This window comes from Bacillus sp. JJ783 (assembly GCF_036963225.1).
Lineage (GTDB): Bacteria > Bacillota > Bacilli > Bacillales > Bacillaceae_G > Bacillus_A > Bacillus_A cereus_U.
Window position 1 is genome coordinate 1 of record NZ_JBALMG010000037.1, and the last position, 20,317, is coordinate 20,317.

Below are 20,317 nucleotides of genomic sequence, written 5' to 3' on the forward strand. Positions count from 1 at the left end.
GACCATCAGGTGGACCTCCGGGACCTACCGGGCCTGCCGGAGCGACCGGAGCGACCGGACTTACAGTATCTGGTTTATCTCAATATGCTTATATTTATAATACAGCAGCTCAAGTTGTTGCCTTAGAAGCACCTATTCTTTTCAATTCAAACGGTTTAATGACACCTGGTTTTACTCATACTCCTGGAACTTCTCAGATCATGGTTATTAATGCAGGAGATTATAAAATTTCTTTTTCTGTATCAGGAGTTCAGTCTAATCAATTTACGCTCTTTTTAAATAGTGCTCCAGTTACCAACGCAGTTTATGGATCAGGTGCAGGAACTCAACCAAACAACGGGCAAACAATCCTCACTTTAGCCGCAGGTGATATGCTTACCCTTAACAATCATACTTCCGCTGCTGCTGTTACTTTGCAGACTTTGGCAGGTGGAACACAAACAAATATAAATGCTTCGATTGTAATTGAAAAGTTAGATTAATTTTAAATGATGATATTCTCAAAAATAGTTAAATAATTTACTTTTTGAAGCCCCTTCAATAAATAATCTGAAGGGGTTTCTTGTTCAGTCTATATATACATTGATTTTTGTAAGTATTTCTATGACAAATTGAAGTTTTTATACGCTTTTACACACATTTAAAAATAAATTCATATGATATTACGTATTCCTCTCTTTTACAAAAAGGATCTTGGTCAGAAGAGCACTTTTACGAAGTGCTCTTTTCTCATGGAATAAAAACTTGTCACATTTAAACCTGACAAGCATACGTTATTGTATGGAGACTCTCCACTCATAGCAATCTACCTTTCAAAGAGCATACTTATTAGTGTGCTCTTTTCATTTGCTACTAAATAAGGATTTTGTAGTAATTACCACTCATCATGCATACGAATAATTTCTAGTTGTTCCTGCGTTATTTCCATATCAACCGGATCATAGTGTTTCTTAATAAATTCCACATCATTATTAAATGGAAGGCTTGCCATGAACTTATAAAAGTTTTGTACATCCTCTTCAGTTGGCTTTTTAAAATCTGTTTTTATGATGTGAAGAGCATCAGTGATTTCTTGTGTGTCTAAAAACTCATCGCTCCAGTCACCGCAATCCGGGCCATTACATAAGTAACGGTTTTCTTTATTTTTAGCTTTAAATACAATTGTTGGTATTTTCATTCTTCATTCCCCCTTTGTTCATATTTTTGTAACACCTGTACAAGAATTTGTGTGTTAAACTAAGCTCATTCGAAGAAGTCATTCGTTATTGGCCCGAAAATTCTTGATACCCTATCCCCTGCCCTAGCTCCCCTTGCTAGGGCTTTATTATTTTCCATTCAAATAACTATTTTATTAAGATTTTAAGTACCCAACTTCTCTTGCATACTCACGCATCTTTTTCATTTCTTCATCCGACCAACCCCAATGTGTACAATACAATCCACCGTATCCGTTGTTACCGTTCGAATTGTAATCACCATAAATAAAGTCGGTAAAATCTCTAATTAGCGCCCACATTGTTCCACCACTTGAGAAGTATCTTTCTTGCTTCTTGTTTTTATATGAGCTTCTTGTCATACGCATAGGAACATTTGAATAGTGGTCTACAAACCAAAGGTTTCTACCATCATGTTTAAAATGAGCTGTTCTATTTTCATCTTCATAACGGAAGAAATCTTTTTCGTGATCTGCTAAATAACTAATAAGTTTATTTACGATATCGATACGTTTTTGCTTGTCCATTTCCCGTTCCCCTTTACGAATAATCTTTTTTGTATTGCACATACTACCTGCAAGCCGATCTCTCCCCGGCTTCACTCTTTCAAAACGGAAAGCGCTCCTCCGTGTCATGCAGGAACATGGCAGGTAACTTAATCAGTTGCCTGCCGTTTTTACGTATAATCGTAAAAATCCTTGTCTATACTGTTTAGAGAAAACATCTTATGCCATTTGATGCGACCTCCAGCACAGGTTATTTGTACGGCCGTTCCGATAAAAGGAGCGGTCTTATTTATCTCCGTATTACTTTTCAACAAAATAACACTTTTATATAAAATTCGTACACATTTTTGACACATCGAACACCACAATTACTTGAAAATTCGTGATAATATTAATTCGTCGAATACGCCAAATTTCGACATAGTACGACAATAGCCTCTCCCCTCCGAGATCCCTGCCCCCGCAGGGATTTCTCCTTTTATTCATTAATTGTTCACTGAGTCTTCATCCTGAACAAAATTCAAAGTTTATTATTACCCCAATTTCCAACTTGTTTGAAGAAATAAAAGCTAGGCTAAATCAACTCTGATTCTCGTTTTTCAATACGAATTACTTTTTTATTCTTGTATATCAAGGACTGCTCACCATGGCCACTTATCGGCGGCTCTATTTGACGAACTTGTCCATCTTTCACGATATAAACCATATTTTCAGCTAAAGAAATTTCCGCTCTCATTTCTGCGATATCTTCTTTAATAATCGCCACATTCACCACTCCCATGATATAATTACTTTGTCGAAAGTAGTCGGGAGTATTCTCGGCTTTTTTATTTGCTTATAAATACTGCACAACATTCTCCGGAACAAATGATTGTTCCAAGGATAGATGAAGCCGTATTGGAATCGGCTCTTTGCTATCCCTTGCTCGCTTACATATCTCTTCAGCTTCTTCCCAATCAAACTGTTTATTCTCCACTCGCTTATAACGCCAAATCCCAATTGTATAATCTTCAAATAATTCATAACGATCATCTGGCGCTGTCGTTGGTTTTAATTCGTCAATCGCCTTTGCTTGGCGTGGTATTTGTACAACAACGTCAGCAAAACGTAGTTTAGAATTTAACCGATGAACATGAGCCTTCTTAGGATCAAATGACACAACTGGTTCCACATCAAAGATTGTTAGTTGCTTTGGCATCATTAGTTCCCTCCAATACTTGCAAGCTTACGATTAATATTCCCTCTAGCTGCGTTAACGTTAGTTGATCTAATGTTTGTCCGTTAATTTCAGCTAATCCTAATCCCAATAATTTACGAATGATTGCTAGTTTTCTACGTTCTACTTCCTGCCGTAATAACATGATTACGCCTCCTGTTGATGATTGAACTTTCTCTCTAAATTTACAAACTTACTAAACTCTTTAATGAATGCTAGTTCAACAACACCAACTGGACCATTTCTCTGTTTCGCTAAAATAATTTCCGTTATGTTTTTATTTTCTGTTTCACGGTCGTAATAATCTTCGCGATATAAGAAAGCAATCAAGTCCGCATCCTGCTCAATTTGACCATTTTCACGTAGGTCTGAGAGTAATGGCCTTTTATCTTGCCTACTTTCTACAGCACGACTTAACTGCGATAATGCAACCACACATACGTTTAATTCTCTTGCCATAAGTTTTAGCTTACGACTAATCTCACCAATCTCTTGCATACGATTTCCTTTGTGCTTTGGGTCACCTACAATAAGTTGCAAGTAATCAATCGCGATTAAAACCTTTTTATCAGGATACTTACGCTTTAATTTTCTGGCCTTAGCGTAAATCTCTTGCATCGTTACATTTGCTTTATCGTAAATTTCTAATGGTAAATCATTTATCAAGCCCATAGCCTGACTAATCTTTTCCCAATCCTTTAAATTACATAGCTTTTTAGGGTTCTTTAATTTCGTAGCATCTATATTTCCAGTACTTGAGATCATACGCTTAAGCAACTGTTCTTCGCCCATCTCTAGAGAAAAGACCCCTGTTGCTGTATGAGCGCTTGCTGCATGGAAAGCAACGTTTAATACAAATGCTGTTTTCCCCATTGAAGGACGGGCACCGATAATAATTAAATCACCTTCTTGCAATCCTGCGGTCATTCTGTTTAAGTCGTCATAACCAGTTGGTATACCGGTTAAATCACCTACATCAATTTGCATGTTCTTATACAGATTAACTAGGGTTTCCTTTAAATTAAATTCATCTGAATAACCCGTTTCCTCAATGGCGCTTAACTCGTCAATCGATGTACTAATAACGCTCATATCTCTTTCATGCTGAAGACGATTATATAAGTTACCAGCAACCTCCTGAGCATGTCGCATCTTCCACGCCTCAATTACTAAACCTTCATGATACGAAAAGTTTTTTGTTGTGGTAACAACTTCTGTCAGGTTTACAAAGAATCCAATTCCGCCAATTTGATTCATAAAGCTTTCATCGAATTTTCCCATGAGAGCGACAAGATCTATTGGGACCTCAGCATCTTCTAACTCTCTCATCGCTTTAAAAATCGCTTGATGTGTTGGATTAGAGAACTGCTTTGGCTTTAGTTGGCAATCTTTAATTAAATCACCTTCTTGAATAATACTACCTAAAACACTTTGTTCAGCTTCTGCGTTACGAATCATATCGTTACTCATTGAACAGCCCACCCATTTTGTTGATTAAATGCTGCAAGTTCTTCGTCTGTTGGAATGTTTTTCTCCCATGATTGTTGCTGCTGTATTACGTTCTTAGTAGATTCTGATAAGCCTTTTTGTTGATAAGGAGCTTGCATCGGCTGTTGCACCTTTGCTAATCGTTGAGTACGGAATGCTTTATCAGCTGCTTCAACATCTGCTACTGTTTTCAATCCTTTAAGATGCCAATCTCGTAAAATTGTATTTACGTAATTCATGTTTCTCGTATTCTTCTCTAAAGCAATTTCCATAGCTTTCACAACGAGCTCTGCATTTAAATCATCTATCCAAGCGTGAATACCATCTGCGATAAAAGGTGTAATGAATCCGAAGTTTTGCTCGTAAAAAGAAATTGGATTAACCTCAACAACTTCTTCCGCGCCTGCGCGTTCTTCTTGTTGTTGTTCTTTTTCTTTTTCTTCTTCTTTTTCTTCTTCCTTGCTAGGGTCTTGGAAGCCCCTTATAAGCCCCTCCAAACGTGCTGATAAATACTCCTTAATTCTTGGAATCTTAAAGTCTTGTTGCATTTCTAATTCCAAGCAAGTTTCATAGAAATCAACTAAAAAATCCTTATCCTTCACAGATTGAATTTCTTTTAAAACGCACTTTTCAATGTTCACATTTTTAATCGGATTGAATTTCAACCAGTTGATTAAGAACAACTCTTTTGTTTTTTGGTTGTAATTAATTTTCCCGTACTCTGCAAAACGTTCTAATAGCTTCATAACAGTTTCGCGGTTGTACCCTGTATCCGTTTCAATGATACGAAGTGGAAGTTCATAGATTCCTGATTGAGACGTTTTACCGTTTGTCATCAAATATAAGTAGAAATACTTTTCCTCCGGTGTAAGATCTAAAACAAATGAATCCTGCCAAAATGAAACATGTACTGGTCTATAAACTGCCATATTATTCATCCTCCCGTTTACATATCGCAAATCCGTCCTCTACACGTAATAAGCGATAATTCTCGTATCCTGTTTTGAGATATTGTTTTACTAAATAATTTAGGTGTTGATCTGATGTCGCTTGCTGAAGTATCTTAGGATTCAGCAACACTCTATGTAATGATTTGTCTAAAAGCATGCAACACACTCCGTTGTTATACGAATGCTAATTTGATATAATTAATTCAAATATTTTTTCCAAAGCTATTTATCTATCACTCTGCCAAGTGGTAGATTTTTTATTTTCTACGTGTTACTAAAGAGGCGTTAACCCCTCTTGCTCTTAAATCTTTAATCACTACACGATAACTCATCGATGCCTCATGTTCTTCTTTTGTATCACGAAGCATTTTAAATTCTTTCATACATCGTTCCAGTTCTTCTTCCCAATGATTTGATTCTTCGGCTGATTTTGCATAAAACATGTTATGAATACATGCAACCATACAGTTATGAAGTTTATTCGCAAATGAAAAGTCTCCTGGGAGAACTAGATCATGAAGACGATCGTATTTATGTGTCATGAATTACATCTCCTTTCTATTTGAGTTGATGCTGTACGCATCGTTACAACCAGAAAGGAACATTGTAGAGGTATTGGGAGGAACAATCCCTTTCTGGTCATAACGACAAGCACAACGCTTGTCTAATTACTAAAAATATCTAAAAATCTATTATTTTGGTATAATCTCCCATAGAGGGAGGTGTTACATATGAAAGACATTGTATTTACTTTAGAATTTGATGACGACATAGCTAACTCACGTGCCAATGATTATTTAGAACAAGGTTGGACGCTATTGCATGTTGGTACAAAGCTAATCGACATCTATAACGAGCAAGCATACTACAACACCACTTATGTTGTAGGTGCTAACCAAGAGCAATACGACAAGTACAAAAAAGAGTTAGAAGAAGATAACCTCAGTTTAATTTAATGATTTTTCACAAGAACTATTAATAATTCTTTTATAAAGCTCTTCATCTACCACATGAAGAGCTTTATTTACTTCCACATAACTCAAACTACTATTCAAACATGCCGTCTTAATTATCTCCAATAACTCGACCGCTCCTGATTTGAGATCTTCTCTCCTAACACTTGTTGGTTGTCCGTCTGTTAATTGAATCCTTTTCATCTTCACTTTCCTCCCTCATACAGTTTTGACTGATGCTGTACGCATCGTTACAACCAGAAAGACGTATTGTAAGGGGATGGGAGGAACAATCCCCTTCTGGTCATAACGACAAGCACAGTGCTTGTCCAAATGATTTATAAAATGTTATAATTGCTTTACAATATTTTTGTTAGAGCTACTGTTGTCTAGGCGGTAGCTTTTTCTTTTGCCCATTTATGTTTTAAAGTGAATGATGCCTCAATAATTTTGATTCGAATTCCCACTAACTTCTTCTCTTGCTTTAACTCACTGGACTTCTCATTATCACCAAATGTTTTAGCTATTTTTATTTCACCAGTTAACTTTGCATCATAACGAATTAGTTCCTTGTACTCTCCTAAGCTTGGATTCTTGTAATCTACTGTCATTTACACTTCCTCCTTTACAAAACTTTTGTTAAAGTCATCAAACTATCCACCGATTGAATAATAACGTTTTCCGCCATAGCCTTTCGCAACCAACTTCCTTGTATTTGTTCCATAATGCCAAAATGAACTTGCTCAAGAGCTTGTACTACACATTGAGTAGCTTGGATTGTATCGAAGATTTCTTTTGCATGAACTGCGTATTCATGTTTCTTCTTTTCATCAAACTTCCATGACCTTGTTGCAACTTGTAAGTTCATGATTTCCTTCGCTGCTAAAATCCCCTCTTCTGCTTGTTTTATATAGTTCATTAATTGTAGGTTCACATCTTGAGTTAATCGTGGATCTGTAGGCGGTAAACCAACACCATAAATATGTTTAATTGCTTGTTGATTTAACTTTGCTCCTGTTGCATGACACCAATCCATCGCAAGCTCAAATTCTGGTTTAGAAAGTCCAGATTCAATACGAGTTAAGCGTTCATGTGTAATGCCAAGGTACTTAGATAGTCCTTTCTTCGTTTTCAGCTGAACATTGTCACAACATTCTCTAGCATTCTGTAACAATTCCCCTATTGCTGAATTGCAGTATATGCTTGTTCCCATATCTGTTCGCCTCCATATTTAGTTTTCAAATGGTTACAATGAATCTAGTACATACGTAACTTGTCTATTATTCATGTAAAAAGAGAGGAACTAATCCTCAATGTTTTCTTTCACTTGCATTTCTTTGATGATGGCCCAACCAGCCTTGTAATATGCTTGAAGGATTTTATCAATATCCTTTTGCGATTTTGGCTCAGGAGCCACAACATGGACTTTCGTTTTTCCAAATTCATAAGTCGCTGCATATTCTTCTTGTTGGCTCATGGTGTCACCTCTTGAAGTACTTTTTATATGTTTATGCGACAGATCTGTTGGTACTGCCATTTGAGTTGATGACATTTTCACACCTCCTAGAAACGATTTGTTTCCTTTTAATCAAAAAATAGATCATCAATTGTGGTTTTATAGAAATCCGCTATTTTTTTAGCTAATTCTAACGAAGGTGTCCTATCACCCCTTTCAATCGCCCCTAACATCTGAGGTGTAATTATAAGCTTATGCGCAACTTTTATTCTCGATTGACCGTTTCTTAACTCAATCATTTTAATTCTTTGCTTATCCACTATATCCCCCCTTTATGGAAACGTTTCGTTTCCTTACACCTTCAATATATAGAAACATTTCGTTTCTGTCAATGTTTATTAGAAACTTTTCGTTTCCTTTGTGGATTTAGAAACTATACGTTTCTATAATTAAGAAAAAAGCTCCTACTCTTATTTAGAAAGAAGGAAAATTTATGCTTGGAAAAAAGATTGCTGAGCTTAGGAAGAATCAAAAACTAAGCCAATATGATCTTGCTGAGAGGTTGGGTTTTTCAAGAGGAAAATTGGCCAATTATGAGCAAGGTCAACGAGAACCTGACTACGATACTTTAAAAAAAATTGCAGACTACTTTGAAGTATCCACAGATTACCTTCTAGGTAGAGATATTATCAAAACCGAGGCTAACAATCCTTTAGCGGATCCAGAATTAGGTCTTTGGTTTAAGGATATTAAGGACGCGTCTCCTGATAAACAGGAAGAACTAAGACAATTTTGGGAATTTATTAAAAATAAAGAGAAAAATCGTAAGCCTGAGGATAAGCAAAAATAATACAAGTAAATCCATTTTCTGATTAATCTACATTTAAATATTATCTATTATCCAGAGCCCCTTCACGGGCTTTTATTTTTATAGTAAAATAAGAACACAAGTTCGATATTAAGGTAATGGAGTGAAATTATATGCATAAAACACAGACCTACTACACAACACAAATTGAAGACTATATTGAGAACCTTTTGCATTCCTTATCTATTTTTGGTCCAGAACAGCTTGATATGAGATTGATTGCTCAAAAGCTAGACATTTGGCTACATTTTGCTCCGTTTGGAAGTCGTTCTATTTGTAGAAATGATTTACCAAGCATTATTATTGATAATCGAAACACCGCTTTTCAGCAATGGGAGGACTTTAGTCATGAACTTTGTCATGTTCTATTCCATGTAGGAAATCAGCTAAACATGCCGAAATTATTTTTAGACTATCAAGAAGCAAAAGCGAACAAATTCATGTTGCACTTTTGCATTCCGACTTTTATGTTAAGGACACTAGAATTCCCCGAAACTAGAAAAGAATCGATACACCTCATCGCAAAAACTTTCAATGTTTCATTTCAAGTCGCAAATCAACGCTTATTACATTATGAAAATCAATTATTAGCTGCTCATTTACAAACTATTTTTCTGCGAACATGCTTAATTACATAATAAAAAACATACATATCATTTAGCTTGTTTTATGTAAAATACTTCAATATTTTTTTATAATTTATTCAAATTCATTTTTATATAATGGTTATTAATAAGAGGAGGAATTCCTATGAGAACCGCAATCTACCTACGTAAATCCCGTGCCGATCTCGAAGCCGAAGCACGCGGCGAAGGTGAAACTTTAGCAAAGCACCGCTCTACCCTGTTGAAAATTGCCAAGGAAATGAACTTAAATATTTTAGCTGTCCGTGAGGAAATTGTTTCTGGTGAGAGCTTAGTGAAACGCCCTGAAATGTTGGCGCTACTTGAAGAAATTGAAGATAACAAATATGATGCTGTTCTTTGCATGGATATGGACCGTTTAGGTCGTGGTGGTATGAAAGAGCAAGGAATCATTTTAGAGACGTTTAAACGCTCAAATACGAAGATTATGACACCTAGGAAGACTTATGACCTTAATGATGAGTGGGACGAAGAATACAGCGAATTTGAAGCGTTTATGGCACGTAAGGAGTTAAAGATTATTACACGCCGTATGCAACGCGGCCGTATCGCAAGTGTAGAGGCTGGAAATTATCTTGGTACACATCCACCATTCGGATATGATATCCATCGTTTAAATAAGCGAGAACGTACGTTAACGATTAATTCAGAAGAAGCTTCTGTTGTAAGAATGATATTTGATTGGTATGCAAATGAGGATATGGGTGCGAGTGCAATTAGGAATAAGTTAAATGATCTTGGCTACAAGAGTAAGTTAGGGAATGAATGGAATCCTTATAGTATCTTAGATATATTAAAGAACAATGTATACATCGGAAAAGTAACATGGCAAAAGCGAAAAGAAGTAAAACGTCCTGATGCCGTAAAAAGAAGTTGTGCACGTCAAGATAAATCAGATTGGATTGTTGCGGATGGCAAACATGAGCCTATCATACCCAAAAGTTTATTCGAACAAGTGCAAGATAAATTAAATTCAAGGTATCACGTTCCTTACAATACAAACGGAATCAAAAATCCACTGGCTGGTATTATTAAATGCGCTAAATGTGGTTACAGTATGGTCCAACGTTATCCGAAGAACCGAAAAGAAACCATGGATTGTAAACACCGTGGCTGTGAAAACAAATCAAGCTATACTGAATTAATTGAGAAGCGTTTACTCGAGGCTTTAAAAGAATGGTACGTCAATTATAAAGCTGATTTCGAAAAACATAAGCAAGATGACAAGTTAAAAGAAACACAAGTTATTCAAATGAATGAAGCTGCATTACGTAAGCTTGAAAAAGAATTAGTGGATGTCCAAAAACAAAAAAATAATTTACATGATTTATTAGAACGTGGCGTTTATACTGTCGATATGTTTTTAGAACGTTCGAATGTAGTTTCTAATCGCATTACTGAAATTACCTCCACGATGGAAAACTTAAATAAAGAAATTAAAACAGAAATTAAGAAGGAAAAAGTGAAGACAGATACAATACCTCAAGTGGAGCATGTTCTTGATTTGTACTTTAAAACAGATGATCCGAAAAAGAAAAACAGCCTCCTAAAATCAGTTTTAGAAAAGGCTGTTTATAAAAAGGAAAAGTGGCAAAGACTCGATGATTTCGAACTTGTGCTTTACCCTAAGCTCCCTCAAGATGGCGACATATAAGCGTTTGTACTTTGTCGTCACCTTGTTGGTGTAATTAGATTTACCCCATTAAGCCCCAACGCATCATTCGTCGAAACAGCTAACACGACAGGCTTTCCATTTCTAAGCGTCGCTTTTGCTGCCATTAATACTGGAGAATCTGTCATCGCATTCGCAAATTTACTCATCGAATTTCCAGTTAAAGGAGCAATTACCATACAATCTAGTGGGATTTTTGGTCCGAGTGGTTCTGCTCCGACAATTGAATTAATTGCTTTAAACCCTGTTATTTCTTCGATCTTTTTAATCCACTCTTCCCCTTCGCCAAATCTAGTATTTGTTGATTGGACAGTATAAGAAACAACGGGACGTACTTCTGCACCTTCTGCAATTAACTTCTCTAAATGTGGCATAACTTCTTCATACGTACAATGTGAGCCTGTAAATCCGAAACCAATTCGTTTCCCCTTCAAACTCATTTCTCATCCTCCTCCTTTGCGATTGCATCTGCTATTAATAACTGAGAAAGAACATTCGCTAATATTTGTCCTGCTGTTTTCGGTGCAACAATCCCAGGAAGACCAGGTGCTAATAGTGCCTTAACTCCACGCTTCTCCGCATAGCGAAAGTCCGTGCCACCTGGCTTAGAAGCTAAATCAATAACTAACGTGTGAGCTGGCATCCGCGAAATTACACTTGCTGTTACAACGAGATGTGGAATTGTGTTAATAACAATATCGATATTACCTACTTCTTTCTCTATGTCTTGCATATGAAAAGGAGAAAACATCATTTCTGTAATACGAGCAATATGTTCCGAACGTCTCGCTCCAACTTTGACATGTGCTCCTAATGATTGAAAGGCTCTTGCAACACTCATACCAGTTCTACCAAATCCTAAAACCATTACATTCGATCCATGAATTGTGTAATCAGTATGTTGAATAACCATCATTAGTGTACCTTCTACGGTCGGAATGGAGTTATAGATTGCAACATCATCACGATCAAATAATTTTACAAGTTTGCGATTTGTAGTAGATACGAGATTTTCCAAGTAAGGTGTACCAATACCTGAATATATAGTAAAGTTTTCTGGCGTCTTTTCAATTTGTTCTTTCGTTATGGAAACTTTTTCATTTGAAAAAATAGTATCTACTTCTCCTTTGGCATTCGTCCCTGCAACCGGCAAAATAATCGCATCTAAAGAAGTGAAATTTAAATCTTGTATACTTTCTTTTGCTGCCCCTGTGAAGCCATGATCTAACTGTTCAAACCCTATTAATGAAAGTTTCGCGTCCAGTTCGACTAGCTTGCGAATTACTTCTAGCTGCCGTGCATCTCCTCCTATGACAGCAATATGCATCTCAGTCAACATTCTCTAATTCACCTTCTTTTTCTTTCATTTATAAGAAAAATGCCTACTTTTTCTTTTTCCTCCACATCATATGTAATGTACGAGTTTGAGGTGATTGAAAAACAAAAAGCACACATGATTTATCTTCTTTATATAAAGATAAAAAAAGACAACCAAAATGGTCATCTTTCACTCCGATCTTGAATGGTTCGTAAGATCACAAAGTATCATATCATTTCCCATCTTCTTAATTTTGCTCCATTCTACTCTCACTTCTTGCTGTTCTCTTTTAAAACCTCCCCATTTCCCAGTAGGTATAATAAGCGCTTGTATTTGTCCATCTCTCTCATCAATTTCTAAATCTGCATGACCTAAAACTCCCATTTTTTCTGCTCTTTCTAAATCCACAATCTCTTTGCCACTTAATTCACTTAAACGCATTAAATCTCCCCCTATCCTACTTTTCATGAAGGTTATCCTATAATAAGTACCTATTCTGCATGTATAAAAAAAATAACCGTATCTCATATAAAAGAGATACGGTTATTTCCGAAAGCGAATGAATTACACAATCGATTAAAGTTTCATTCCTTTTGGCAGTTTTCCATCTGGACTAATAAGTGCCGCAGAGAATTCATCGGTAAACATATTGCGAATTAACTCGTCTACATTTTGCTTTGTTACAGTGTTTACACTTTCAATAATCTCATCAAGAGAACGATGTTTACGAAGAAGCAATTCGTTTTTACCATTACGGCTCATACGACTATTCGTACTTTCTAAACTTAACATCAAGTTTCCTTTTAATTGTTCTTTACTGTTAACAAGCTCTTTTTCTGTAATACCTGTATTTTTCAACGTATTTAACGTTTCTTGCATTGTTTCATACAGTGTATCTAACTGTTTGCTACCTGTTCCACCGTAAAGTGTTAACATTCCTGTATCTTCATAAGAAGAGTGATAAGAGAATACTGAGTACGCCAATCCACGTTGCTCACGTACTTCTTGGAATAAACGGCTACTCATACTACCGCCTAAAACATTATTTAATACAATTAAGTTATAAATATCTTCGTGTCCCATTTGCAAGCCTTTATATCCTAAACATAAATGAGCTTGTTCTGTTTCTTTCTTACGTGCTACTTTATTGAAATGGAAGATTGGGCTATGTACTTGTTCACGATTTGTTGTTCCTTCGTAATTACCAAAATATTGCTCTACAGTTTGTAAAAATGCTTCATCAATATTTCCTGCAATTGATACAACAACATTTTCAGGTGTGTAATGATCTTTCATATATTGACGTAACGTATCACCTGTAAATGTTTCAAGCGTTTCTTCTGTTCCTAAAATAGGATATCCAAGCGGATGCGTTTCATATGTTGCTTTCGTTAACATATCATGCACAATATCATCTGGCGCATCTTCGTACATTTTTATTTCTTCACATACAACATTCTTCTCTTTTTTCAGTTCTTCCTCATCAAATGTTGAATTAAAGAACATATCTGCTAAAACATCTAACGCGTATTTAGCATGCTCATCTAGCACTTTCGCGTAGTAACATGTATATTCTTTTGAAGTAAAAGCATTTACTTGTCCACCAATGCTATCAAATGATTCTGCAATCTCTCTTGCACTTCGCGTTTCTGTCCCTTTAAAGAACATATGTTCCAAAAAGTGTGAAACCCCATTATTTTTTTCATTTTCATTTCTTGAACCTGCGTGGATCCATATACCAATCGCAACCGAGCGTACAGTTGGTATATTCTCCATAACAATTCTTACACCATTTTTACACGTATATTTTTTAATCAAAAACTTTCCTCCTAATGCCAGTTTCTCTAAATAATTGCTATTATTTAATGATAACAAGTTTAGAGATGAATGTCATGCAAATGTATTTAATCCACACGTTTTTCATCTAGTAATTCTGTAATATTCCCCACTTTATATCCTTGTTCCTTTAAATTTTTAATCATAGTATCTAGCGCTTCTGTTGTAGATGAAGTAGGATGCATTAGCACAATAGCACCTGGATGTATTTTTCGCATTACTCTCTGCAATAACACACCCGGTTCTGGCCGCTTCCAATCAATTGTATCTACAGTCCACATAATCGTCCCCATTTGGAAATCATCCGCTATTTTTACTACCTCATCCCGAAAGCTTCCGCTTGGCGGAGCAAACCATCTCACTTTCTGATTTGTAGCTGCTTCTATCATTCGATTCGTTTTTTGTAATTGATCTCGTATTTCATCTGTAGACAGCGTTTTCATATCAGGGTGTGTGTAAGAATGATTTCCTACTTCTTGATTTGCATCGACAATCATTTTGGCAAATCGTAAGTTTTCTTTCACCCAGCGTCCTTCTAAAAAGAAAGTCGCCTTCACATCATGTTTTTTCAATACCTCTAATATACGTGGCAAATACTCATTACCCCAGGCCACATTAATTGTTAATCCCACCATTTTTTTATTTGGATGTCCTCGATAAATGGGAGCTGGTGGTAAATCTTCTAAGTGAACACTCGGTGATACTTCCTTAAATTCAAGTTGTTTTTGATCAAACTTCTTGATTTTCTTCATATTATTATAGGACGCTTCTATATCCACTTGTTTTCCATTATACCCAGGCGTCGCCTTCCAAATCTTATCAATCATCGCATTTTGCGGCATAATCTCGTACTGTTTTACATGCTTTTGAATTTCTTCATGCAAGTTATCCTGCGCAAAAACGGAATAAGAGCCAAAACCCACATATAAAGAAAATATAAATATGTACGCTAATATACGAGCTTTCATATAAACCCTCCCATTAACTATAAAAAAGAAACCATTTTCTTCTTATCTTTGTTAATTTGAGCGTTATGATGAAAACTATACCTATACTCACATAAAAATCTAAATGAATCACATTTTTTACATAACAAAAAAAGCCAGCTAAACTGGCTTTCACTTATTGTTGCTCTTGTGCGTTTTCTTCTTTAGCCACTTCTTCTTTAGCAGCTTCTTTTTCTTGCTCTTCTTTTAGCAATACTTTTCTAGATAAGTTTACACGACCTTGTTTGTCAATCTCGATAACTTTAACTGAAATCTCATCACCGATTTTCACAACGTCTTCTACCTTACCTACACGCTCAAGTGCAAGTTCAGAGATGTGAACAAGTCCATCTTTACCGCTAAATAATTCAACGAACGCACCGAATTTTTCAACACGTTTAACTTTTCCTAAGTAGATTTCGCCTACTTGTACTTCGCGAACGATATCTTCGATAATTTTCTTCGCTTTTTCATTCATCTCTTGATTAATTGATGAAATGAATACTGTACCATCTTGCTCGATGTCAATTTTAACGCCAGTTTCTTCAATGATTTTATTAATCTGTTTACCACTTGGTCCAATAACATCACGAATTTTATCTGGGTTAATTGCCATTGTAATAATCTTCGGAGCATACGCAGATAACTCAATGCGAGGTTCAGCGATAACAGATAACATGTGATCTAGAATGTGCATACGACCAACTTTCGCTTGTTGTAATGCTTCTTCTAAAATCTCACGAGATAAACCATCGATTTTAATGTCCATTTGTAGTGCAGTTACACCTTTTGCAGTACCTGCTACTTTAAAGTCCATATCACCTAAATGATCTTCCATTCCTTGAATATCTGTTAAAATTGTGTAATGCTCACCAGATTTCACTAGACCCATTGCAATACCAGCAACTGGCGCTTTAAGTGGTACACCCGCATCCATCATCGCTAATGTACTACCGCAAATACTCGCTTGTGAAGTTGAACCATTTGATTCTAATACTTCAGATACAAGACGAACTGTATATGGGAAATCCTTTTCAGATGGAAGTACAGGTTCAAGAGCACGTTCTCCTAGTGCACCGTGACCAATTTCACGACGACCTGGTCCACGCATTGGTCTTGTTTCACCAACACTAAATGAAGGGAAATTATAATGGTGCATAAAGCGTTTTGACTCTTCTACACCTAGACCATCTAAAATTTGCACATCGCCTAATGCACCTAATGTACAAATACTTAATGCTTGCGTTTGTCCACGTGTGAATAGACCAGAACCATGTGTACGAGATAAAATGCCAACCTCTGATGCTAAAGGACGAATTTCGTCACCTTTACGACCATCTGGGCGGATTTTTTCAACTGTAATAAGACGACGTACTTCTTCTTTTACAATTTTATATAAAATCTCACTTACTTGTCCTAATGTATCAGCATCAGCTTCCTCAGCTTCGTAATGCTCAATTACACGCTTTTTCACTACGCTAATTGCATCTTCACGTGCATGTTTTTCGTGCACTTGAATTGCAGAATGCATATCTGTCTCAGCCATTTCACGTACAGCTTGGTTCAAATCAGCATCCACTTCATAAAGTTTCACTGCTGTTTTCTCTTTACCGACAGCTTGTACAATCTCTTCTTGGAATGCAATTAGACGTTTAATTTCATCGTGTCCAAACATAATTGCTTCTAACATTGTTTCTTCAGGTACTTGATCCGCTCCTGCTTCAACCATGTTAATTGCATCTTTCGTACCAGCTACAACAAGGTGCATATCACTTTGTTCTTGCTGTTCTACTGTTGGATTAATAACGAACTCGCCATTAATACGACCAACTGTCGCGCCTGCGATTGGACCTTCAAATGGAATATCTGAAATAGATAATGCTAATGAAGAACCAAGCATAGCTGCCATCTCAGAAGAACAGTCTTGATCAACACTCATTACGATGCTGACAACTTGTACTTCATTACGGAAACCATCTGCGAAAAGTGGACGGATTGGACGGTCAATTAAACGACTTGCTAAAATTGCTTTTTCACTTGGACGGCCTTCGCGCTTAATAAAACCGCCTGGGATTTTTCCGACTGCATATAAACGCTCTTCATAGTTTACTGTAAGCGGGAAGAAATCTACATTTTTTGGCTCTTTTGATGCAGTTGCTGTAGATAGAACTGCTGTGTCGCCATATCTTACTAATACTGCTCCGTTTGCTTGTTTTGCAAGCTGACTTGTTTCAATTGTTAGCTGACGACCAGCTAAATCTATCGAGAAGACTTGCTTTTCCTGACTCATTTAAGTACCCCTCTCAATTTAAAATATTCAATTCTTCTATGTAAATGGATAGTATATCACAATATTCTTTCCTCTAGTATTGCCGAAAATTAAGTAAGCTATAAAGAGTAGAAGATATATTTTTACCTAACAAAAAAGCGGGAATATTCCCGCTTCTTTGACTATCGACGTAAGCCAAGCTTTGTGATTAATTCACGGTAACGTGTGATATCGCTATTACGAAGGTAAGTAAGTAAGTTACGACGTTTACCAACCATCTTTAATAGACCACGACGTGAATGATGATCCTTCTTGTGAGTACGTAAGTGCTCGTTTAGAGTGTTAATTTGCTCCGTTAGGACAGCAATTTGAACCTCTGGAGAACCAGTATCAGTCTCATGAGTTCTAAATTGTGCAATGATTTCATTTTTACGCTCTTGTGTTAAAGCCATCCTATTTCACCTCCTAATAATTAAACCCCCAGTTACCTAGCAAGCATCGGTGAGTCGCAATGCCAAGTAATGGTTGTCATAAAGTACATAACATAGAATACTACTTTTCATTTGAAAAAGCAAGTATATTCTTTACGCTCGCAAAATATTCTTGGGCAACCTTTTTATCTTGAGCGATTTGCGTAACTAACTCATCAATTCCATTAAACTTTTTTTCTTCTCTTATACGCATGTGCCACTCCACTGTAACACTTTGATCGTATATGTCTTTATTAAATTCAAATAGATGCACTTCAATAGATAATTGACGCTCATTCTCTTTGAAAGTTGGTTTATACCCGATATTACATACACCATCATGCCATTCATCATGAACCTTCAACCTTACCGCATATACACCTACAGATGGCAACAGGTATTCATCACTTAAACCTACATTTGCAGTTGGAAAACCAATTTGACGTCCACGCTTATCACCGTGTACAACTGTTCCTTCTACCGTGTAAGCTCTCCCTAAAATAGATGGAATTTGTTCCATTTCACCGTTTCGAATTAACTTTCGTAATGAAGTAGAACTTACTTTTTCTTCTTGATATTCAACTTTTTCGATCACGGTTTGTGTAAACTCCCCTCTTGCATGAAATGGTAAAGTCTCCATCTTCCCTTTTCCTAAACGTCCATATGAATAATCAAAGCCTGCTACTACATGCTTTACATTTAAACCGATAATATACTCATCGACAAACTGTTGTGGCAATAATCCAGCAAATGGCTCATCGAATTTCACCACATATAAGATATCAATTCCTAAACTTGCGATGATTTCTTCTTTAAGACGCATCGGTGTAATATACTCCACATGCGCTTCTTTTTTCCCTAATACAACAGATGGGTGTGGATGGAACGTCATGACAGCACTTTTACATCCTCTTTCATCCGCTATTTTTTTCGCTGTTCGAATCACACGTTGATGTCCTAAATGAATGCCATCAAAATATCCTAATGCCATTACAGTAGGTGGTAATTCTATTTTATTTTGTTCATGTGGATGAGTTAAATGAATAAGTTTCACGCTTGAATTCACCTTTTTCTGTAATAATCCTTCCAATAATTCATTATAGCTTTAGTTCTTGATTATTCACAAGTACTTTCATTGGCTTTAGCATGCCAGGGTGTTTTGGGTGATGCTCATAAATTGCTAAGCAACGATCGTTTTTGTCAAATACTGTAATAAATGGTGCTGTTGTTTCTAATTCATTCTTTAAGAACATACCGTTCTTTATTTTTTCAGCTTGCTTTTCATCTACAACCATTTTTGGAAACTTACTTAGTGCCTCATCAATTGAGATGAAAATAGACTCTACTGTTCCATTTTGCACGTTTTCTTCAATTTCTTCAAATGATATGCAATCTTCTAGTAAAAATTCACCAGATGCTGTTCTTACAAGGTGAGACATATGTGATGGAAATCCAAGTTTTTCACCAATCATTACTGCTAGTGTTCTTACATATGTTCCTTTACTACACGTTACATGGAAACGAAATGAAATGTTTTCTCCTTCAAAAACTTCACGTTCATCAAGTAATACAAATTCATGAATTGTAATTGTACGAACTGGACGTTCAACTTCTTGTCCTGCCCTTGCATATTCGTATAGTTTTTTTCCGTTAACTTTTACAGCTGAGAACATCGGTGGCATTTGTTCAATTGTCCCTGTTAGTTCCGCTAGTACCTCTTCTACTTCTTTACGTGTAATGACACGATTTACATCTTGTTTCTCCACAACTTCACCAGAAGCATCTTCTGTTGTTGTTGAAAACCCTAATGTCACTTCACCTTCGTATGTTTTTGTTTCACTTGTTAAAAATTGCGCAATTTTTGTTGCACGCCCAACGCAAATAGGTAATACTCCTGTTACATCTGGATCCAGTGTCCCTGTATGACCAATTCGTTTCTCACGTAATATCTTTCTTAATTTGAACACACAATCATGTGATGTCATTCCTTTTGGCTTATGTAATAATACTACACCTTCCATATATTCACCTCATCGTTATTCTTTTATAGTAATTGCAATTATGCAAAACTTATTTTACATTGAAAAAATGGATAGACAAATGTCTATCCATTATTCTTCACGTTTACCGTCTTTATTAATTTCATGTAAAAGTGTATCAATTCGATGACCATATCCGATAGACTCATCAAACTCAAAGGTAATTTCTGGTGTTTTACGAAGACGAATACGTTGGCCAATTTCTGAACGAATAAAGCCTTTTGCCTTCGCTAAACCTTTTAATGTATTTTCTTTCTGTTCTTCGTCACCTAAAACAGAAATGTATACTTTAGCAATTTGTAAATCTCCACTTACTTGTACATCTGTTACTGTAACAAATCCAATACGTGGGTCTTTAATTTTACGACTGATAATGTCGCCTAATTCTTTTTTCATTTGCTCGCCCACACGGTTCGCACGTAATTTCATAAC

At 36.2% G+C, this 20,317-nt stretch carries 27 protein-coding genes and 1 pseudogene; 5 read left to right on the forward strand and 23 right to left on the reverse strand.

From position 1 onward, the window contains the following. The coding region (locus V7038_RS07495) for a BclA C-terminal domain-containing protein (RefSeq protein ID WP_438825105.1) at positions 1 to 482 on the forward strand (482 nt) is incomplete at its 5' end. 392 nt (positions 483 to 874) lie between these two features. Here the strand turns inward: V7038_RS07495 and V7038_RS07500 are convergent. The 8 genes from V7038_RS07500 to V7038_RS07535 form a co-directional block, all read right to left on the reverse strand. Further along, positions 875 to 1,177 (reverse strand): hypothetical protein, encoded by a 303-nt coding sequence (locus V7038_RS07500; RefSeq protein ID WP_088099820.1) that lies wholly within the window; start codon positions 1,175 to 1,177, stop codon positions 875 to 877. A 174-nt stretch (positions 1,178 to 1,351) separates the two neighbouring features. Then, entirely contained in the window at positions 1,352 to 1,741 is a 390-nt protein-coding gene (locus V7038_RS07505; RefSeq protein WP_335469726.1) for a hypothetical protein, read from the reverse strand. A 553-nt stretch (positions 1,742 to 2,294) separates the two neighbouring features. After that, positions 2,295 to 2,486, reverse strand: a complete 192-nt coding sequence (locus tag V7038_RS07510) for a DUF3954 domain-containing protein (protein WP_002192662.1) — start codon at positions 2,484 to 2,486, stop codon at positions 2,295 to 2,297. Positions 2,487 to 2,555: 69 nt separating this feature from the next. Continuing rightward, positions 2,556 to 2,918 carry a cell division protein SepF gene (locus V7038_RS07515; RefSeq protein ID WP_335469728.1) on the reverse strand — a complete coding sequence of 121 codons (363 nt, stop codon included), beginning with the start codon at positions 2,916 to 2,918 and terminating at the stop codon, positions 2,556 to 2,558. Continuing rightward, positions 2,893 to 3,081 carry a hypothetical protein gene (locus V7038_RS07520; protein ID WP_335469730.1) on the reverse strand — a complete coding sequence of 63 codons (189 nt, stop codon included), beginning with the start codon at positions 3,079 to 3,081 and terminating at the stop codon, positions 2,893 to 2,895. Before V7038_RS07520 ends, V7038_RS07515 begins: the two co-directional genes overlap by 26 nt. Before the next feature lie 2 nt (positions 3,082 to 3,083). Continuing rightward, the gene (gene dnaB / locus V7038_RS07525; protein ID WP_335469733.1) at positions 3,084 to 4,406 is read right to left on the reverse strand and encodes a replicative DNA helicase; all 1,323 of its coding nucleotides are present in this window, start codon (positions 4,404 to 4,406) and stop codon (positions 3,084 to 3,086) included. Continuing rightward, positions 4,403 to 5,353 carry a DnaD domain-containing protein gene (locus tag V7038_RS07530; RefSeq protein ID WP_335469735.1) on the reverse strand — a complete coding sequence of 317 codons (951 nt, stop codon included), beginning with the start codon at positions 5,351 to 5,353 and terminating at the stop codon, positions 4,403 to 4,405. The genes dnaB and V7038_RS07530 overlap by 4 nt, the downstream gene beginning before the upstream one ends. A 278-nt stretch (positions 5,354 to 5,631) precedes the next feature. Further along, on the reverse strand, positions 5,632 to 5,916 hold the full coding sequence (locus V7038_RS07535) for a hypothetical protein (RefSeq protein ID WP_002088134.1): 285 nt from the start codon (positions 5,914 to 5,916) through the stop codon (positions 5,632 to 5,634). Positions 5,917 to 6,105: 189 nt separating this feature from the next. Between V7038_RS07535 and V7038_RS07540 the strand changes: the two genes are divergently transcribed. Beyond that, positions 6,106 to 6,330 (forward strand): hypothetical protein, encoded by a 225-nt coding sequence (locus tag V7038_RS07540; RefSeq protein WP_000652091.1) that lies wholly within the window; start codon positions 6,106 to 6,108, stop codon positions 6,328 to 6,330. Here the strand turns inward: V7038_RS07540 and V7038_RS07545 are convergent. From V7038_RS07545 to V7038_RS07565, 5 genes are all read right to left on the reverse strand, one after another. Beyond that, a complete protein-coding gene (locus V7038_RS07545) occupies positions 6,322 to 6,531 on the reverse strand; it encodes a hypothetical protein (RefSeq protein ID WP_335469832.1) in 210 nt (69 codons plus the stop codon). The genes V7038_RS07540 and V7038_RS07545 overlap by 9 nt on opposite strands. A 185-nt stretch (positions 6,532 to 6,716) precedes the next feature. Next, the gene (locus V7038_RS07550) at positions 6,717 to 6,938 is read right to left on the reverse strand and encodes an RNA polymerase subunit sigma (RefSeq protein ID WP_335469737.1); all 222 of its coding nucleotides are present in this window, start codon (positions 6,936 to 6,938) and stop codon (positions 6,717 to 6,719) included. Between the two features lie 14 nt (positions 6,939 to 6,952). After that, positions 6,953 to 7,540 carry a sporulation sigma factor-processing peptidase gene (locus tag V7038_RS07555; RefSeq protein ID WP_335469739.1) on the reverse strand — a complete coding sequence of 196 codons (588 nt, stop codon included), beginning with the start codon at positions 7,538 to 7,540 and terminating at the stop codon, positions 6,953 to 6,955. Between the two features lie 90 nt (positions 7,541 to 7,630). After that, a complete protein-coding gene (locus tag V7038_RS07560) occupies positions 7,631 to 7,879 on the reverse strand; it encodes a hypothetical protein (protein WP_335469741.1) in 249 nt (82 codons plus the stop codon). A gap of 32 nt (positions 7,880 to 7,911) precedes the next feature. Beyond that, entirely contained in the window at positions 7,912 to 8,103 is a 192-nt protein-coding gene (locus V7038_RS07565; RefSeq protein ID WP_335469743.1) for a helix-turn-helix transcriptional regulator, read from the reverse strand. A 173-nt stretch (positions 8,104 to 8,276) separates the two neighbouring features. On the opposite strand from V7038_RS07565, the gene V7038_RS07570 reads away from it, so the two are divergent. From V7038_RS07570 to V7038_RS07580, 3 genes are all read left to right on the forward strand, one after another. Continuing rightward, complete coding sequence (locus V7038_RS07570) at positions 8,277 to 8,633, forward strand: helix-turn-helix domain-containing protein (RefSeq protein WP_199672364.1); 357 nt, start codon at positions 8,277 to 8,279, stop codon at positions 8,631 to 8,633. A 131-nt stretch (positions 8,634 to 8,764) separates the two neighbouring features. Further along, complete coding sequence (locus V7038_RS07575; protein WP_335469746.1) at positions 8,765 to 9,289, forward strand: ImmA/IrrE family metallo-endopeptidase; 525 nt, start codon at positions 8,765 to 8,767, stop codon at positions 9,287 to 9,289. 112 nt (positions 9,290 to 9,401) lie between these two features. After that, positions 9,402 to 10,949: a recombinase family protein gene (locus V7038_RS07580; protein ID WP_335469748.1), complete on the forward strand. Its 1,548-nt coding sequence runs from the start codon at positions 9,402 to 9,404 to the stop codon at positions 10,947 to 10,949. Positions 10,950 to 10,981: 32 nt separating this feature from the next. Here the strand turns inward: V7038_RS07580 and dpaB are convergent. The 10 genes and pseudogenes from dpaB to rbfA all read right to left on the reverse strand — a co-directional run. Continuing rightward, positions 10,982 to 11,407 (reverse strand): annotated as a pseudogene (gene dpaB, locus V7038_RS07585) (dipicolinate synthase subunit B); the annotation flags it as partial. Continuing rightward, positions 11,404 to 12,306, reverse strand: coding sequence for a dipicolinic acid synthetase subunit A (dpaA, locus tag V7038_RS07590; RefSeq protein ID WP_002111358.1), 903 nt, complete (start codon positions 12,304 to 12,306; stop codon positions 11,404 to 11,406). The pseudogene dpaB and the gene dpaA, both read right to left, overlap by 4 nt. 168 nt (positions 12,307 to 12,474) lie before the next feature. Continuing rightward, the gene (locus V7038_RS07595) at positions 12,475 to 12,726 is read right to left on the reverse strand and encodes a YlmC/YmxH family sporulation protein (protein WP_002111359.1); all 252 of its coding nucleotides are present in this window, start codon (positions 12,724 to 12,726) and stop codon (positions 12,475 to 12,477) included. A gap of 135 nt (positions 12,727 to 12,861) precedes the next feature. Further along, the gene (locus V7038_RS07600; RefSeq protein WP_002111360.1) at positions 12,862 to 14,103 is read right to left on the reverse strand and encodes a M16 family metallopeptidase; all 1,242 of its coding nucleotides are present in this window, start codon (positions 14,101 to 14,103) and stop codon (positions 12,862 to 12,864) included. 86 nt (positions 14,104 to 14,189) lie between these two features. Further along, the gene (locus V7038_RS07605; protein WP_002111361.1) at positions 14,190 to 15,089 is read right to left on the reverse strand and encodes a polysaccharide deacetylase family protein; all 900 of its coding nucleotides are present in this window, start codon (positions 15,087 to 15,089) and stop codon (positions 14,190 to 14,192) included. Positions 15,090 to 15,243: 154 nt separating this feature from the next. After that, positions 15,244 to 17,397 carry a polyribonucleotide nucleotidyltransferase gene (gene pnp, locus V7038_RS07610; protein WP_335469751.1) on the reverse strand — a complete coding sequence of 718 codons (2,154 nt, stop codon included), beginning with the start codon at positions 17,395 to 17,397 and terminating at the stop codon, positions 15,244 to 15,246. 161 nt (positions 17,398 to 17,558) lie between these two features. Beyond that, a complete protein-coding gene (gene rpsO / locus V7038_RS07615) occupies positions 17,559 to 17,828 on the reverse strand; it encodes a 30S ribosomal protein S15 (RefSeq protein WP_001229392.1) in 270 nt (89 codons plus the stop codon). A gap of 100 nt (positions 17,829 to 17,928) precedes the next feature. Then, positions 17,929 to 18,900: a bifunctional riboflavin kinase/FAD synthetase gene (ribF, locus tag V7038_RS07620; protein WP_002111363.1), complete on the reverse strand. Its 972-nt coding sequence runs from the start codon at positions 18,898 to 18,900 to the stop codon at positions 17,929 to 17,931. A 43-nt stretch (positions 18,901 to 18,943) separates the two neighbouring features. Continuing rightward, complete coding sequence (truB, locus tag V7038_RS07625; RefSeq protein ID WP_335469753.1) at positions 18,944 to 19,867, reverse strand: tRNA pseudouridine(55) synthase TruB; 924 nt, start codon at positions 19,865 to 19,867, stop codon at positions 18,944 to 18,946. Positions 19,868 to 19,957: 90 nt separating this feature from the next. Continuing rightward, the gene (gene rbfA / locus V7038_RS07630) at positions 19,958 to 20,314 is read right to left on the reverse strand and encodes a 30S ribosome-binding factor RbfA (protein WP_000776437.1); all 357 of its coding nucleotides are present in this window, start codon (positions 20,312 to 20,314) and stop codon (positions 19,958 to 19,960) included. Positions 20,315 to 20,317 lie beyond the last annotated feature (3 nt).